Origin of the sequence: Oligoflexus tunisiensis (assembly GCF_001748245.1) — a bacterium.
GTDB lineage: Bacteria > Bdellovibrionota_B > Oligoflexia > Oligoflexales > Oligoflexaceae > Oligoflexus > Oligoflexus tunisiensis.
Window position 1 is genome coordinate 6,422,220 of record NZ_BDFO01000001.1, and the last position, 16,157, is coordinate 6,438,376.

Annotated in this window: 15 protein-coding genes; 3 read left to right on the forward strand and 12 right to left on the reverse strand. The window is 54.2% G+C overall.

The genetic code is table 11. The features are described 5' to 3' along the window. Positions 1–94 precede the first annotated feature (94 nt). Both OLTU_RS26590 and OLTU_RS26595 read right to left on the reverse strand, forming a co-directional pair. Positions 95–1,243: a hypothetical protein gene (locus tag OLTU_RS26590; protein WP_141735762.1), complete on the reverse strand. Its 1,149-nt coding sequence runs from the start codon at positions 1,241–1,243 to the stop codon at positions 95–97. 22 nt (positions 1,244–1,265) lie between these two features. Then, positions 1,266–2,474 carry a hypothetical protein gene (locus tag OLTU_RS26595; protein ID WP_141735763.1) on the reverse strand — a complete coding sequence of 403 codons (1,209 nt, stop codon included), beginning with the start codon at positions 2,472–2,474 and terminating at the stop codon, positions 1,266–1,268. A 294-nt stretch (positions 2,475–2,768) separates the two neighbouring features. Between OLTU_RS26595 and OLTU_RS26600 the strand changes: the two genes are divergently transcribed. Next, positions 2,769–3,791: a VWA domain-containing protein gene (locus tag OLTU_RS26600; RefSeq protein WP_141735764.1), complete on the forward strand. Its 1,023-nt coding sequence runs from the start codon at positions 2,769–2,771 to the stop codon at positions 3,789–3,791. 32 nt (positions 3,792–3,823) lie between these two features. On the opposite strand, the gene OLTU_RS26605 is transcribed toward OLTU_RS26600, so the two are convergent. The 7 genes from OLTU_RS26605 to OLTU_RS26635 all read right to left on the reverse strand — a co-directional run bounded on the left by OLTU_RS26605 (position 3,824) and on the right by OLTU_RS26635 (position 11,737). Continuing rightward, positions 3,824–5,749: a methionine--tRNA ligase gene (locus tag OLTU_RS26605; RefSeq protein ID WP_218110278.1), complete on the reverse strand. Its 1,926-nt coding sequence runs from the start codon at positions 5,747–5,749 to the stop codon at positions 3,824–3,826. A 77-nt stretch (positions 5,750–5,826) separates the two neighbouring features. Then, on the reverse strand, positions 5,827–6,615 hold the full coding sequence (locus OLTU_RS26610; RefSeq protein WP_141735765.1) for a hypothetical protein: 789 nt from the start codon (positions 6,613–6,615) through the stop codon (positions 5,827–5,829). A 3-nt stretch (positions 6,616–6,618) separates the two neighbouring features. Further along, entirely contained in the window at positions 6,619–7,848 is a 1,230-nt protein-coding gene (locus OLTU_RS26615) for a hypothetical protein (RefSeq protein ID WP_141735766.1), read from the reverse strand. Between the two features lie 93 nt (positions 7,849–7,941). Next, on the reverse strand, positions 7,942–8,886 hold the full coding sequence (locus OLTU_RS26620) for a sulfite exporter TauE/SafE family protein (RefSeq protein WP_141735767.1): 945 nt from the start codon (positions 8,884–8,886) through the stop codon (positions 7,942–7,944). A 2-nt stretch (positions 8,887–8,888) separates the two neighbouring features. After that, the gene (locus OLTU_RS26625; RefSeq protein WP_141735768.1) at positions 8,889–9,263 is read right to left on the reverse strand and encodes a hypothetical protein; all 375 of its coding nucleotides are present in this window, start codon (positions 9,261–9,263) and stop codon (positions 8,889–8,891) included. A 121-nt stretch (positions 9,264–9,384) separates the two neighbouring features. Further along, on the reverse strand, positions 9,385–11,442 hold the full coding sequence (locus OLTU_RS26630; protein ID WP_218110279.1) for a gluzincin family metallopeptidase: 2,058 nt from the start codon (positions 11,440–11,442) through the stop codon (positions 9,385–9,387). 31 nt (positions 11,443–11,473) lie between these two features. After that, positions 11,474–11,737, reverse strand: coding sequence for a hypothetical protein (locus OLTU_RS26635; RefSeq protein ID WP_141735770.1), 264 nt, complete (start codon positions 11,735–11,737; stop codon positions 11,474–11,476). 214 nt (positions 11,738–11,951) lie between these two features. Here OLTU_RS26635 and OLTU_RS26640 point away from each other — a divergent pair, with 214 nt between their 5' ends. Continuing rightward, positions 11,952–12,674 carry a hypothetical protein gene (locus OLTU_RS26640; RefSeq protein ID WP_141735771.1) on the forward strand — a complete coding sequence of 241 codons (723 nt, stop codon included), beginning with the start codon at positions 11,952–11,954 and terminating at the stop codon, positions 12,672–12,674. Between the two features lies 1 nt (position 12,675). On the opposite strand, the gene pepQ is transcribed toward OLTU_RS26640, so the two are convergent. Together pepQ and OLTU_RS26650 are read right to left on the reverse strand one after the other, a co-directional pair. Continuing rightward, on the reverse strand, positions 12,676–13,986 hold the full coding sequence (pepQ, locus tag OLTU_RS26645; RefSeq protein ID WP_176736995.1) for a Xaa-Pro dipeptidase: 1,311 nt from the start codon (positions 13,984–13,986) through the stop codon (positions 12,676–12,678). After that, positions 13,911–14,594 (reverse strand): MiaE family protein, encoded by a 684-nt coding sequence (locus OLTU_RS26650; RefSeq protein WP_218110280.1) that lies wholly within the window; start codon positions 14,592–14,594, stop codon positions 13,911–13,913. The genes pepQ and OLTU_RS26650 overlap by 76 nt, the downstream gene beginning before the upstream one ends. Positions 14,595–14,784: 190 nt before the next feature. Between OLTU_RS26650 and OLTU_RS26655 the strand changes: the two genes are divergently transcribed. Next, complete coding sequence (locus tag OLTU_RS26655) at positions 14,785–15,795, forward strand: HDOD domain-containing protein (RefSeq protein ID WP_218110281.1); 1,011 nt, start codon at positions 14,785–14,787, stop codon at positions 15,793–15,795. A 32-nt stretch (positions 15,796–15,827) separates the two neighbouring features. On the opposite strand, the gene OLTU_RS26660 is transcribed toward OLTU_RS26655, so the two are convergent. Next, positions 15,828–16,070, reverse strand: coding sequence for a hypothetical protein (locus tag OLTU_RS26660; RefSeq protein WP_141735774.1), 243 nt, complete (start codon positions 16,068–16,070; stop codon positions 15,828–15,830). Positions 16,071–16,157: the final 87 nt, after the last annotated feature.

The following is a 16,157-nucleotide window of genomic DNA, read 5'->3' on the forward strand; positions in this document are numbered from 1 at the left end:
GGGATTACAGGGATAGGGTCGGATGATCTTCGCTCTGCCTTTAGGTTGATGGGCCTTGGTTAATTTTTCCTTAATATTATTCACCACATGTGTCTTAACTACTCTTCCGCCTGCGTACCGGCCGAAGATGTTCGACATCCACTTCGTATTCGATTACGTCTTCATTGGCCGCGAGGCGCTGCTTTTGCCTTTCCAGGCGGCCCCGTTCACCGTCGTCTTTGACCATCAGATCGAGGTATGTACTCACAATCATCTGCAATTTGTTTCTGATGAGATGATAGTCCTGGGTGCTGGAGAGTTCGAGGGTCAGGAGTATGCCCTCGCCGAGCTGCTTGGGATCAGGAACGGTACCCAGGAAGAAATCCTGCTCGTGCCGTACGGATCTTAATTCCCGGGCGATTTGGTCCCGCTGGGCCGAACCAGTCTGTTTCATCAGTTTGTGCTGCAGGGCATGCACCCGTTCCTGGTAGAACAGTTTCATTTTCTCATAGTTGTCGACGCCGATTTTGAGGCGCTCAGGGGTTTCATATTCGAGTCTGATCGCGAAATATTCATCAGGGGAGGTCGTGCTGACCAATTCCTGGCGCATGACGAGCAGGCGATCCTGCCTATCATTTTTCACATAGGTAACCTTCAGACCACCATCATTGAGAATCTGGGTCATGGTTGCGACCGCATGATCCCAACAGTCGCTGATCGAGCCGTCTTTGGAGAACCAGCTTGGGTCCAGATCATCCTTCCGCATATGGACCGAAAGGATCATCATATCGCGATGCTTCCTTTTATGATCCCGGAACTGGAGATAGGCAGCGATGTACTTGGCATACCATGGGGCAACCTGTTCGTGGATTCCGGAACCTTCATGCAGGGCATTCCGGATTTCCTGAGCCGCACCTTCAGCCGCCCGATCCAGACTCTTTTTCGCGAAACCAAGCGTCTCGACGAAGGCTGCTTCGGCCTCCTTGATGCTGAAGGTGTCCTGCAGCAGGTCGCTGATGTTCGATGGCTCGTGGACATCCGTCTGGTGCTCCTGATCCGACTCCCGCATGGTATTCAACCGGGAGATAATCGAATCGACCTTCTCAGTCTCGAGCTCTTTGTAGTAGTCGAGGAGAAAGAGATGGAAGCGCCGCTTGTTGGTCGGATCCCGAAGGAACTCGGCGAATGCCCCCGCGATCTCGTTCATATCCTCATCGAGATCGGTTGGGCCTTTCGCCTGGTTCTGCTTGGTGTCGTTGCTCATAAGTGTATCCTGCCTCAGATGATCAGGCCGACTCTTCATTGAGAGAATCGCGATATTTTGAGCGCTGTGTCGGTAGATTGCTCAGCTGCTTGTCCATGGACCGGTCTTCCGCGATGCGACTCACAGAAAGGATGAATTTGGTCATGATGACCTGCATTTTATCCTTGGTGAGGGAATAGTCCTTCATCGTATTCGAATGGATGGAAAAGATAAGTCCAGTATCCATTTGATCCGGGTCCGGGTGGGTCGCCAGGAAAAATTCGTAATCCTTCTTGACTCGGATAAGTTCAGCCGACAGATCCTCACGGGTGCGCTCTTTGGTGAAGCGTCCGTAGATTTTCTTCTCAAGCTTCTTGATCCTGGTTTCGTAGGATCCAGCCTCTTTCTTGAAATCTTCTTTGAGCTTTTTGCGGGTATCCTCATCACAGTACTTGAGGTCGAATTCAAAGAATTCATCAGGAGTCTTCTTGTTGCGCGGCACGAGGTACTGGCGCATCGAGAGATGACACGTCTCTTTATCGTTCTTCACATATTTTGGCTTCAAGCCGGTATTGGAGACGATGGTCGAAAGATTGTTGACTGCATCATCCCATACCCATCTTTGCAGGGTTCGGCCATCCTCCAGCACTTCGGTTTTCGCACCGCCGTCCATCGCCAAATGGAGTTCAAAGTCAGCGATGTTGATCGTGAAGATCACGCGTTCCCGGTGATGGTTCCGCGGGTCTTCCTGCTCCAGATAGATCACCGAACAGCGGGAGAAGGAAGGTTTGATCTGGCGATTGAAACCACCCACGCCTCTGAGCAGCGTGTTGATCTCATCGACGCGTTGCTGGATCGATTTGGTAAGGGACGATTTGGTGTGCTGAAGTCCGCTGACGAAGCTTGACTCAACACCCACCATGTTCATGTATTCATAGACGAGAGAACCGATGTGGCCAGGCTTGTAGTAAGGCGTCTCACCCTCTACATTGCTCTTTCTCTCGTTCTCGACGCGGGAGACCTGTCTCTCGACGGACTCGCGCTCATATTCCTTGTAAGTCTTCTCGACAAACTCAGCAATCTTACGCTTTTCTTTGGGGTATTTGAAGAAGTCGATAAGATTGCTCGTATCTTCCTCGAAGTCGGCATTGTTCGTTTCGAACATATCTTCAGAATTGGGCACGGGAGCATCCTTGAAACCACTGTCTCCCTCGTTGTCATTATTGAACCGGTTGCGGCGATCGTTGGTCATGATATTTCTCCCAGGTATTTCAAGAACTCCTTCGGTGAAGTGTATGTTCACTTTAGGGGCAAGGGATGGATAATTGACGGATTTTCCGCATACAGGTTGGTGATAGCGCCAAAATTAAAAATCAACGTGCCTGAAAGCAGGGCCTTACGATTATTTGGATGACTTATCATATAACATATTGAAATAATTATATAAAATAAGACAAGTTCGACAGCCTCACAAATTCGAGAATCCGCGCCGATAGCAATTTTATGTTGAACCAGGTATCTCCAGAAAGAGAACAAGGTCATTTTTATGAGTATGCGGATTAGATTTATTGCCTGTCTTTTCCTGGGCCTTTCGCATTTTGCCTGCCAGGAGAATAAGACGACGGTCTTTATCGTTGACACCTCGGGCAGCATGAAGAAGGACGGCTTGCTGGATAACGTCAAGCAGTCCATGAAGAAACTCAGCTTTGATTACCACGAGGGTGATACGTTCACCCTGATCACATTCGACAGCGAGACCAGGTTTGAGCTCTCCCAGGTCGTCCGCACCAATAGTGATCTCTATGAGTTGAATAGCAGGATCGATGCGATCCAGGCCAAGGGCAACTGGACCAATTTAAAGGGAGTCATCGATTATTCCTTGGATCTCGTGACGCGGGAGTTGCTGGCGAAAGACAGCCAGCGCAAGGTCGATATTGTCCTCTATACGGACGGCATTCATGATCCGCCGCCGCATCTCAAGGGGAAGGAAGAGCTCAATTTCGAACAGCTCTTCCAGAAGTATTTTTCCAAAACTTCCAATCAGCCCTGGTTCGTCTATTATGTGGAACTCGACAAGGTTGATAGAAGCCTGGCCGAGGCCATTCAGGCTTCCCAAAGAGGCCGCCTGGTGGGCAAAAGCGAACTCCAAACCGGGATGAACTTCACGCAAGAGGTCCGTCCCGATCAATGGCCCCTTGCTGCTGCGGTCGCGTTCGGATTGCTCATCGTGGGGTATGCTGCTTACTTCAAGCGGACAGCCTTTAAGAGAGGTCTGCTGGTTCCCGATTCGAAATTCCGCGATAACGTCATCGATCTGTCCAAGATTCGGCTCCCGCCGTTTGGCAGAAGCATCAAAATAGGAAGCCAGGGCGAGGTCAATCATTCGGTGGCGACGCGGCAGGCCAGGATCGGAATCGGCTTATCGGGAGCTGTTTATCTGAAGCCGGTTAGCGGAAGCCTGGTCTACCTGGATGGTCAGCTGATCGACAAAAAACAAAAGCTCCAGGACGGGCAAAAGTTTGACATCAACGGTCATGCCTTCACTTACCATGACCGGAAGGCTTCCTGAAAGCTGAGGGAGCCTGCCGGCTCCTTCACTCATCAATCCGCCACTGGAAAAAACTGCTGCTTCTCCCCAATCACATGTCCCGCAGGAATCGGTTTCCCCAGTTCCTCGATCGTAAAGACCTCAGGCCCAAGGCGCAGCGACTCGCGCACCTTGTTCATGGTGTCCGGCACGAAGGGATGGAGCATGATCATGATATTCTTCAGCACATAAAAGCAGGAAAACAGCGCATCGCGACGGCTTTCCTCGGGCTGCCGGTCGTCATGCGGTTTGAACTGCGTGAAAAGGCTATTGATCTGTCGCGCATAGTTTTCGATGGCAAAGAGCAGGGTGGAATACTCAGCCCGTTCCATCGACCGCAGATAGCGCTTCACCATGTTGGTTGTTTCCATCAGGACCTTTTCCATCAGCACACCGTCAGGCACCTTCCCATCAAACTTGGAATGCGCCGCCGCAATCGGCTTTTCAAAGGCTGCATTCATGGGGCCGGCCAGGAAGCGATTGCGCTCCTTGAAGGTTTCAAAATCAAAGTTTGAACTCTTCTCGGGCAGACTCAAAAGAGCCAGGAAATACCGCACCTGATCGGGATGGAAGCCCTTTTCATCCAGCAGCTGATCCCCGGAATAAAAGTTGCCGCGCGACTTGCTCATCTTCTCTCCGTCCACCATCAGATGGTAAACGCTGAAGATATCGGTGAGCTGATAATCGCCGTCCTGAGGCAAACGCTCCGGATTATCCTGCGTGCCGAGCCAGAGGGCACCCTGCATGATCGTATAGAAGAACACATTGTCCTGACCCAGGAACTGATACACGCGGGCCTTGGGATCACGCCAGAACTCTTTGTAGGTTTCAGGATCCTTGCCCTTCGCCTTCAGCGCCACCTTGGAAAAGGAAATCGGCGCAATCAGGGAGTCCGGCCACACATAAAGGGTCTTGCCCTTGGTTTCCGGTCCCATTTCCTCGGGCAGGGGAATGCCCCAGGTCACGTCCCGCGTAATCGAGCGATGCGCCCAGCTGTCGATCAACTCGCTGGGAATGCCGCTTTTATGGAGCTCGGCCTGACCGCTGGCGAGGTCCTGCTTATTCTCAAAGGTCAGCGCCACCTTTTTCCCGGCCGCATACTTGCTCTTATGCTTCGGCAGCGTAGCCTTGATTTCCTTGTATTGGGCTTCGAAAGTATTATCAAACCGCAGCGAAGGCAGGACGGTCTCGATCACTTCGGTAAAGACGGCCTTGCGCCATTTCTTTTCCTTGCCCTGCACCCAGACCCGCAGCTGTTCGGACACGCGCCACATATCAAGCCACCAGTGCAGCGTATCGCGCAGCTCGGGGGTGGCATCGCTCAAGGCACTGCGGGGATTTTGCAATTCAGTGGGATCATAGTGGCTGCCGCAGCGATCGCACTCGTCGCTGTAGGCATCCTTGTTATCGCACTTCGGATTCGGGCATTCACCGCGCACGAAGCGATCCTGCAGAAAACGATCCAGCTTGGGATCGTACCACTGCCGGCTGACCTTTTTATTCAGCATTCCATTGCGATCGAGACGCCGCAGAAAATCCTGGGCCGTTTCCTTGTGAATGGGAAAACAGTCCGGATGTGAGGTGCCCGTATAGATATCAAGGCCAATATGATAGCGCCTGAGGGTGTCCTGCTGCTTTTCGCGGATGCTGCTGATGAATTCCTGGATGGTTTTACCGGCCTGCATGGCGGCCAGTTCGCTGGTGGAACCGTGATCGTCCGTACCGCAGACATAGAGCACATTCTCAGCGCCGATCAGCATGCGCAGCCAGCGGGCGTAAATATCCCCTGGAATCTGCGCACCGGCCAGGTGACCGAGGTGCAGAGGACCGTTGGCGTAGGGCATACCTGCAGTAACAACCGCGCGACTGGGGCGTTCCACCTGAGCCTTCAGCCCTTCGATGTCAAGGGGGCCCCGCGCTTCCTGATGAGATGTATTCAAAGTGACTTATCCTTTCCTGGGACTTCCGGCGTAGCAGCCCTGCGAGCTGCCCGCACAAGATAGCCCAGGACAGGCGTTCAATTCACTCTTTTTTCGCGGACGGGAAAGTCCACGTTGTCCTTGATCCACTTGAAAAGGCGCTCCTGCTTTTCAAAGGGCGTGCCCTTCAAAAAGATATCCGGCGCCTGCCACTGGGCCATGACCTTGTCATCCTGGGTCCAAACCCGCACGCGCTTCCGCGGCACTTCGTTCTGCCAGGCGTCGCCGGTGACAGCCGACGTATACAGCACCCGAACCGTCATTTTTCGGGTCAGGTTTTCGAGCGGTTTCAGGTCCAGCATCTTGTAATTGGTTTTGCCTTTGGGCGTCGGGGCATCGGGTATGCCATCGGAAAAGAGAATGACCTCGGTCGGTTTCATCATGAGCTTGCGGTTCTTGATGAACGTCGCCACCTGATCGAAGTAGGCGTTGAAATCGGTGAACTTGTTGGTGACTTTTGCGGGAAATATCTTCCGCAGTTCCTTCTCGATCTCATCGATTTTTTTGTACTGAAAGGTCTGGATCGGGAAAAAAGTCTTGGCCTCATCCACCGTGGCGCCACCGATCGGCCCCACAAACAGCGAGCCCGGCACTTTCAGATCGCCAATGCCATGCAGATGCGCATAAAGATAGTGCGCCGCAAATTTAATGGAATCATCGAAGTACTTGCGACTTTTGAAGGATCCGCTGATATCCATGCCGACGAACATCACCATGTTGCCCTTGGGCGTGTCCTTGTCGTCGTCATCATCATCTGCGATCGCGGGACTGGGCCCACAGAGCAGAAGAACGAGCCAGAGACGCAAGAGCTTTTGGGAAAGTTTCATTGCTTAATCCTTTCTCACCGATTGGCGAGCTTTTTCAATCAGGTCCCTGGTATCCAGGATGTCCTGAAAGCTGCGGAACGGCAGTTGAAAGAGGTGATTGCCCCCGATCAAAAGCGTACAAAAGTTGATACAAACCGCCAAAATTTGCAGAGGCGGCACCAGGAATGAACTCAGAACATAATCCCCTTTGGCCTGGACCCAGTCCATTTCCTCGCGAAATTCGGTCATCGCGCTGTGAATATAGACCATCATGGGATTCTGATTTTTACCCGCAGCCGGTGAACCGCTGCGCACGCTGCCTGTCATGTCGATGCCGGTTCTTTGAATCATCGCCAGCAGCATGGGAATGGCCGAGGCCCCGAATAGGAACCAGGTCATACAACGAATCCCGAACCAGACCGCGAAGGCGATGCCCAGGGTTCCGATGATGCCGAGTTCAAAATCATCGCCGGCATGCTGCGCAAACCAGGGCACCAGGGCGTCGACGAATTCACGATAAAAGAGCACGGTTTCCACCGCGGCCACGATGATTTCAATGACGGCATAGGCGAACACCGCGCCCCAGCGTTTTTCCTTCATGGCCTGGCCCAGCGTGTGGATCACCGCATAGGAGCCGAGCACGAAGAAGGTGAAGACCACAAAGAGGCCAATTCTCAGGGCGATGCCGCCCTGGAACTCCCCGTCGCTGAAGCTTTCCATCACATTGACGACCAGGTCATGCATCACGAAGGTAAAGATCGCGGCTTCGACAAAGGTCCAGACGACCATCATCATGATCGCCGGCCAGGGAATGCCGCGTTGAAAGCTGGTGTTGGAGACCTCACCAAAGGCCCGCATGGGAAAGAGCAGGAGGTCCTTCGCCATCAGGAGCGAACCCGTCACCACAAGGCGGACCAGTCCATAGGCCCAGCCAAAGAGGTTGAGGACAAAGCGAATGATGCCGCCCCAGAAATAAAAGATGGATCGGCCGAGGTCCCACCAGGTCAGGAAAAAGGCCGAGATGAATTCCCGCCTGTTTTGCCTCACGATGATGGAGACAATGTTTGGGACCGATACCCAGCAGCAGAAGACGATGGCTGCGGCCGGGAAGAGCAGCAGAATGCGTTTGGCCAGGGCCAGGCTGAGCGGATCCTGGGCGCCCCAGACGAACTGAAACACATCAGTCTGAAAAAACATGGGGAAAATAAGGGCCGCGACCACATATTTCCACGGCGATTCCAAGTTCTCGAGCATGCCTCTACCTCGCGACAGGAAGATATCTTTGCTTTCAGTCTAGCATGGGCTCAGAAGCTTCAGGATGGGCAGGAATTGCAGTCTGAACGGGGGTCAGCGCGAGGTTTTGCGCTGGGGTTTGAGAACCCTGAAGAGAGCGATCATAATCAGAAGAAGACCGCTGCCAAAGAGCAGGATATGAGCGGCGGTGTCCCAGTGGAAGCGTTTGAGCAGCATCGAACCGAGCGCGGCGAAAATCAGCAGAACGAACAGGAGCTGCAGGCTTTCATTGCGGGAACGATGGGCGAGGGAAGCGCCGAGCTGCGCGCCACCGATGGCTCCCACCATCAGGAGCAGGGCGATCGGAATATTCGAAAGGCCCGCGGCCCCATAGGCCAGAGCCCCATAAACGCTCGAGAGAAAAACGGTGGCAAGACTGGTGCCGACGGCTTCCTTCAGGCTGCAGCCGCCTAAAAAGACAAAGGCCGGAATATAGAAAAAACCCCCACCCAGACCGGTCAGGGCGGATAAAATACCCACAAGGAAACCCACCAGCGAGGGAGCGAGCAAGGGAATGGGATGGGGATGTCCACGCAGGGTGAGAGCCGGTCCGCGCGTCCACCAGCCCTGCATCGGCTTCCGGGCCTCTCCCGACTGTCCACCACGTAACTTACGCAGCATGGAAACACCGAGATAGGTCATGAGACCCATATAAAGCCAGGAGAGCCCTTCATCGGCATGCACTTCCCTGGCCCAGGCACTCATGATCAGACGTCCCACATGCACACCGAGCATGCCGGGGAGGCCAAAGATCACCGCCAGAGGCAGGGAAACATTTTTATTGCGCAGATGTTTAATGGAACCGGAAAGGGAAGCCCCGACCATTTGCGTCAGGGTTGTGGCCACCGCCACGGGCATGGAGAGTCCGAGAACGTGCAGAGCCGGCGTCATCAGAATGCCGCCGCCCACACCTAAAAGTCCGCTTAATACACCAATAGCCAGTCCGAGGAGGACCAGCCACGTCGGTGCAATCGGCAGGGATGAAAACCAGTCGCTCAAGCTTAGGCTTTCTTGCCATCAAGCAAAGACATCAGCTTGGCGCGCATTTCCGGATTGCCGAGGGCTGCGTGCAGTTTATATTCAAACGGAGTCAGCTCTTCGAGCTTGGCATCCCACCATTCCTGAGGAACCGTGGCCAGCGCTTCCGTGACGATGTCACTGAGTTCAACGCCTTTGACACCACGATCTTTCAGAGCCGTCTGGAACTGAGACAGTGGAGCGTTATCATCTTCAACCAGAGTCAGGCGGATTTTCTTGCTGCCCGCGGCCTGCGCTCCTGCGCGGTTATCCGCAGTCTCAGCGGCATCGTCCTGAGCTGCAGCGGCAGCGGCTTTGCCTTTTTTTCCAGTTTCCTTTTCCTGAGCTACTTCCGTCATATTTAATGACTCCCTTACAACAAATTCTACAGAGCCCACGTACTTTATAACAAAACGCGGAAAATACCAGTCCTCGGTTTTTTACCATACGAATTTACAGATGACCAGATACGATGCGCGACTATTTGGCAAAAAATTTCAGCTCACGACTGTCCTGCAGCTCACCATTGTTCTGGAGGCGGAGGAGGGTCACCAAAGTGAGTGAGGGAAGAAGGAGTGGGGTGGGGCTCATGAAGAAGGTGCGTTCGGGATGGCGTCCGATGTTTTGCAGCGGAATCCAGGATGTCCTGTCGGTTTCACAGCGCGCGCGGGCGCCGAAGCAAAGGGCCATACCGGCTGCCGTCGGGGCGGACGCCAGCACGTGCACAGCGTTCTCCTCGGGTCCGGCATCCAGCAGAGCGAGATGCAAATCGTTGGCAACCGGCTTCACGGTGACCGTGGGATCCTCGCACTGTTCGTCAGTGGCGAGGCCATGGCGCGCAAAGACCGTATTGATCAGGCAATGATTGGGTCCCGGCGTGGCGGGATTCTGATCATCATCATCGACCCGCAGAACGGCGGCATAACTTTCCTGATAGGAATCCACCGCGAGCAGATGCCGGAAGAAGAGGCGGCCGGCATCATGCGCGCCCCGGGTCGGTCCATAGCGTTCCATCAAAGCCTGCCGCAGTTCCCAGAAAGTGCTGGCAATGATGCCACCTTCATGGTGCATGGGCCCCATATCATCGGGATAGACGCGGGTATGGCTGAGATTCCGAATAGGGGACGGATCATCAAACACAAAGTAAGGGGCTATGGCCGGATCGTTATTGTAAAACGCGGCCACGACGTCGGCGAGTCCTTCCGAGAAAGCCGGATCACGGATCCCGCTGCTGCGTCCGACATGATCATCCAGGGCATGGCCCCATTCGTGATAGATCACATCGTTAAGCAGGGCCATGTTTGCGCAACCCTTGCCTTCCTTGTAGAGCAGCAGTTTTTGTTGTCTTGGGGAGTAGAAGGCGTTGCAGGATTGTTCGGCGAGATTCACGTTCACGATCAGCGCTTGACTCAGGAAGGGAGCGTCCGTGTCGGTCAGGAACTGTCGGGCATAGCGGTTGATTCTCTGCACAGCGACGAAGGCATTGACCGCGGCAAGCTTGGAATCATCATCCGGGAGAAAGAAACTTTCCGCCTGCTCCTGAATTCCCGCGAGGGTCAGAGTATCCGTCGCATGATTGTCAAATATCATCGCACGCGGTCCCGTCAGGCCCACACTGGATGGCTTGAATCCCGGCGGCAGCCAGGCTTCAGCACCCAGCACAAAATTTCCGCTGGGGCCATTGGCCGCGCTGAAGGACAAGGGGTAGTCGCGTGGTCCCTCTTCGGCATAGGATCGTTTCAAAGCTCGGGTAAAAATAGGCTTGGCATGCACCGCCAGCGGCCAGGCGTCCAACCACACGGCTTCTTCCGGCAGCAGGGTTGCCTGGAAATGTTCGCCGTCTATGCTCCATTCGAAGACGACTCCTTTTTGCCAAAGAAAGCGGCCTTCCTCCAGAAAGGGGATCCATTCGTGATCCACGCGCTCGACGACAAGATCACTGCGGCCCGTCAGATCCTCGAGCCAGACAGCACTTTCGTCGGCCCGATCTCCTCCGTCGGCCCGATCTCCTCCGTCGGCCCGATCTCCTCCGTCATCCCGCGGAGCGGGAGCGGGACCGGTCACATTACTCTGCACCTCACTCAACCGCCAAAGACCCGGCACCCTTTCCACAAAAACCAGCTGCACCACATTATCCCGCACCGGCAGGCCTTGAACCTTCCGCTCATAATTCAAAAACAAACGCCCTTCATCCCGCCGCATGAACCGTTCCGCCGGCACCCACTCCTGCACCACCAGATCACTCAGCATCGATCCATAACGTTCCGCGACATCCGCCAGCTGATCCTGCAATTCCGCGTTCCCCAGATCGGGCATCAGGCGCACATCAAATTGAATCCACGCCGCATAAGGGCTATTCCCCAGCTGCTGCACCGCATGAATTTCCGCGGCATGTCCGACCAGGGAAAGGCTTTCCGGTTCCTGCCGTGGCATGAAACGATGAAAACGTCCCCGCTCCATAAGTTCATCCAAGGGCGTCTCCGGTCCTGCCTGCCGGATATTCTCCCGGCCACAGGCTCCGATCAAAAGCACAAGCATGAACCCAAAAACTTTCAACGTCCCACCCTCATCAATCCACGGACACGACATCATAAGCACTGCTGCCAACAAAGGTCCGACCTGACCAGCGTTCCAGCCTTTGGCCCGGAATGATCAGGACACCGTTTTTATCCACCGACGGCTCCAGCGACGCCGCATATTCCAACTGCACCGCACGGCGCGGAGACTCGGTGTTCTTGCGTTTTTCATTGGTTTCAGAAGGATTCCAGGATGAACCACACGCGCTGGAAACTATTACCAACAGGAAATAAGTTAAGCCGTGCCGTAATTTCATTTCCACTTTCCTCTAGACGTGGCTTCCAGCTGAGTTGTCGGAGCGCTGGGGAAAACCTTTAAAAATTCCTTACGATCTGTAGAATTCTCAAGACTTATTCCCCATGGTACTTCCCGAATTCCCCAACTTTATCGCCAACCGAAACTTCTGCCGCTTAAGTCAGCATCTGGTCGCCCGATGGGAAGTCACTCTGTACAGTTGAGGAGGAACATACATGCTGTTTCAAACCTGGCGGCGGATGGCTGCCCTCTTCGTGGTGACGACGTTCGGGATGTCCCAGACCGCTGCCGCTCAAACGCCCGTAGCCACCCCGATTCCGATGGTGAAACAAGCCGATCTCGCCCGCACGGAACGGCGTTCTTCCAAAAGCAATAAAGGCAAGAGCTTCAGCAGCGAGAAGAAAAACTTCAAAAACTTCTCCTACGCCTATCTTCTGCCCTTTGGCGTAGGTCAGTTCGAACGCGATAAGACCATACTGGGCACAGCGCTGGCTACGACTCAGGCGGGCTTTCTTCTGCTGTATTTTGATCGACTCAACGCCGTGCGTTCATCGAACGCCGATGCTGCCGACGTCATGCGTGGTGTGAATCCCGCCACGGCCGGCAATGATCCAACCATCGTCTCCTTTCTCGATTCCAACGAGAAATTCACCCTGCAGGCTCAGCAGCAGGCGAACATGGCTTTGATCGGCTTCTTTGCCCTTTATACAGCTGGCGTTGTGGAAGCGGTCTTTGATCCCTTTGGAAAGATGGGCAAAGCGAGCGGCAAGAGGAAGAAGCCAAGAACCAGGAACGCCTCCAACGAGGAGGGCACGTCAAGCCTGGTGCAGGATCTGCGTGAGGAGGAGAGGGAAAGCCGGGTCGGTGTGTTCTATCAACCGACCGCGGGCGCGGGCACAGCCCCGGCTGTGGGACTGTCCGTGCAGAAGCCGTTCTAAATCAGGGCAGAAACTCACGCGTGATATTGCGTATCCCCTGATCGTGAATGTGAATGTTATCCTCGATGCGAATGCCCCCACAGGGCATCAGGCGATCGATCAAGGCCCAATTTAAATTCCGACTGTTCGGTCCCTGACGAATGGGATCGAGCAGCATCTTGATGAAATACACGCCGGGTTCAATCGTCACCACGGTTCCCGGCTGCAAGGGACGGGTCGTCCGCAGTTTTGGAAAACGCGGATCGGGAGCCGAGACGGCCCCTTCGCGATCCAGCTGCTTGCCGCCCACATCATGCACAAAGACGCCGAGCATATGCCCGAGTCCATGCGGGAAGAAGGCCATCGTAAGACCCAGATCAATGGCCTTTTGCGCATCACAGTCCAGAATAATCTTGTGACGAATGAGCAGCTCAGCAATCCGCTGATGCGCCAGCACATGCAGATCACCCATCAGGATATTGGGTGTAATCGCCGCGACCAGACCGGCCTGAAGCGTCGTCATATCCGTGAGCAGCTCCTGAAATTCCTCGGGCGCGTCCTCGGTCGCATAGGTGCGGGTGATATCCGCTCCATAGCCGCGGCTGGTGGCTCCGGCATCGATCAGGAGAACCTTGCCGTTGTGCACTTCATCGCGCTTGGCCGCGTAATGCAGATAGGCCGCCTTCTCGTTCAGGGCGATAATATTTTCATAAGGCAGGTCCTGCTCCTGACTGCGGGCCGCCTGCATATAGGCGAAGTGAATATCGAGTTCACTTCCACCCTGACGAAACGCACGTTCAGCTGCCTTGTGACCTGCTGCCGCTTTCCGCGTGGCTTCCACGAGGCATTGAATTTCATAAGGAGATTTCACCAGCCGCTGCCAGTTAAGGCGCGGCACCAGTCCTTCCACAGCCACGAGCAATCCGGCTTTGCGGGCTCTTTCCACTTCGGGTCCGTGATAGGCGATGCGGCGTCCCTGCGCCAGGCCTTCCCAGAGTTTGTCCTCTTCCTTGATGATCTGCACCTGAAAGGAATCACCCCAAAAATCCGGCTCGAATGGCTTCGCTTCGTGCCAGAAATCAGCCGGCTGATAAAGCCGCAGCTCAGGCTTCTGCCCCGGAATAAACAGCAGAACGTGCTGACATCCTTCCATGGGACACCAGTGACGGAAATGGTGACTGCTGCGAAAGGGTGGATTCTGATCATCTTCAAAATACCAGGCCGGGGTTCCTGCGCTTAACACGAGGCCGTCCAGCTTCAGCTCAGCCAGGGTTTTGGCTGTTTCTGTCTGCAGGGTTTGCAGATGGTCTTGAAAGAGTTCTCGTAAACCCATGGCGCACATACTCCTGATTGATGAACCGCCGCTCGAAGAGGCACAGCGAGCATCGCTGCTGTTTCCACATCGAGCAGGTACTGTAAACGATCAAAAACTTGTTGCTCAGAAAAATAATGACGAGCCAGCCGCAGAAAAACCCGGAAATGTCCGGCTTCCTCGCGTGCCAGTCGTTGATAAAAAGGGGCGAGCTCCGGATCCTCCAGACCTGCAGCCACGATGGTAAAACGCTCGCAGCTGCGGGCTTCAATCAAACAGGCCACCAGCAGGCGATCCAGAAAATACTCCTGCCTGCTATGTCTCACTGGCTTAAGCAGGGCGGAAACGTAAGGATCCCGCTCATCGACCGCGAGCGGAATACCGCGTTTGTGCAGGATGCGATAGACCTCGTGAAAGTGAGCCAATTCCTCCTTGGCAAGGCAGATCATGGGCTCAATGAGGGCCTCATGATCGGGAAATTTGTTGACCATCGACATGGCCATGGCCGAAGCTTTACGCTCGCAGGAGGCATGATCCTGCATAAAAGCCGGAAAATCACGCATGACCACCTCGAACCAGCCCGCCGGCGTTGGTTCGCGAAGTGGCATTTTGTCCAGAACAAGGCTCATCAAAATCCCTTGGTTTCACCCCGCTTCTAGCTATACATCGAGCCTCGGCGAAGATCCATTTTTAAAATACATATGTAAAATCAGTATGTTAAAATCAAAACGAGGCCATTTTCTCAACGATTCCACTTTTTTTCCGAAAACGGGACAGACTCAAAGCCGTCAACCCGAGGCCTGGATGAACGCGAATCCTTTGAAAACCTGCAATACCTGTGGTCGCAAATTCATGGCGCCTGAGGATTTTCTGAAGAACACTTCGCGCTGGCGGGTGTGTGACTCGGGACATCTGTGGTTCAATTGTGCCTGCAATTCGACCAATATGATCATCAAAGGCAAATACGATTGGTATAATCCGACGAAACAACTGAGTGGAGCAGCGCAGTCGGTCTTCAATCAGCTGCCCAATATTAAGGATCTGCCGCGGATTCCCAGTCATGTCATGGAAATCCAGACTCTGATCCAGGATGAAAACACCTCGGCCGTGAAACTGGCGACCGTTGCCAAACGTGATCCGCTGCTGGCCACGCACGTTTTGAAAATCGCCAATAACCTCGTCTCCACGCGCGGCACCAAAATCGAGTCACTGGCTCATGCGATTACCTTCATCGGCATCAATGCCCTGAAGGATATCGTGCTGGTCGCAGCGTTGAAAACCTTCAAACTCAACTGCAAGGTGTTCGACGCGGAACGCTTCTGGGAACATAACTTCATCGTGGGACGCGCCGCCGAGTTTCTGGGAAAACATTTCAAACTCGATCTTGTCCCGGATGAAGTTTATATCGCCGGAAGCGTCGCTAATATTGGCAAGATCGTGCTGGCCATGTGCATGCCTGAAGTCGCGGATCGATATGCCACGGAGCTGAATGATCTCTCCAAGCTCGGAACCTGGGCGGATGCCGAGGTTCGCAACGGCGGCTTTCAGCACACCGTGCTCGGTGAAATCGGGGCGATGTTCTGGGGTTTTCCCGAGCATGTGACCGAGGCGATCGCCTTCCATCACAAGATGCCGGTTGTGAACGATGCCGTGCCTCTGACACTGACCGAAGTGGTGGGATTGGCCAATCAGGTGGCTCACTGGATTCAGCTGGAGCCCAACCAGATGGATGAGAAACTTTACAAAGCTTTCTGTGCCCGATTCAGACTGAATGAACAGGCGGCGGACAAGCTGGTTGAAGAGATGATGGCATTCCGAACGGCCGCCTGAGAAGCGGCCGCCGACGAGCCTCACCATCACACTCAGAACCGCGGCTTGGGCTTCTTCCCGGCCGCAGGATTCATCCCTGGCACAAGACCCTGGGCAATCATCCGATCGCCTGCAGCTTTCAAATTCCGACTCGTGATGAACAGATCAAACAGCTGATCACTGATCTGCTGCAAAGCCTCATGTGACATCACATAACCAAACTTCGATTCCTGCACAGCATCCACAATAATTTCGCGAATCGCCGAACGGGTGGCGACTTCAAAGGCTCCGGCCATGGACCTGCCCTCCAATCTGGGTTCTTCCCATTATCTCATGAAGATCAGGGCAAAAATTTCCTCCCAAAAAAATCATAAGTTCCTTGG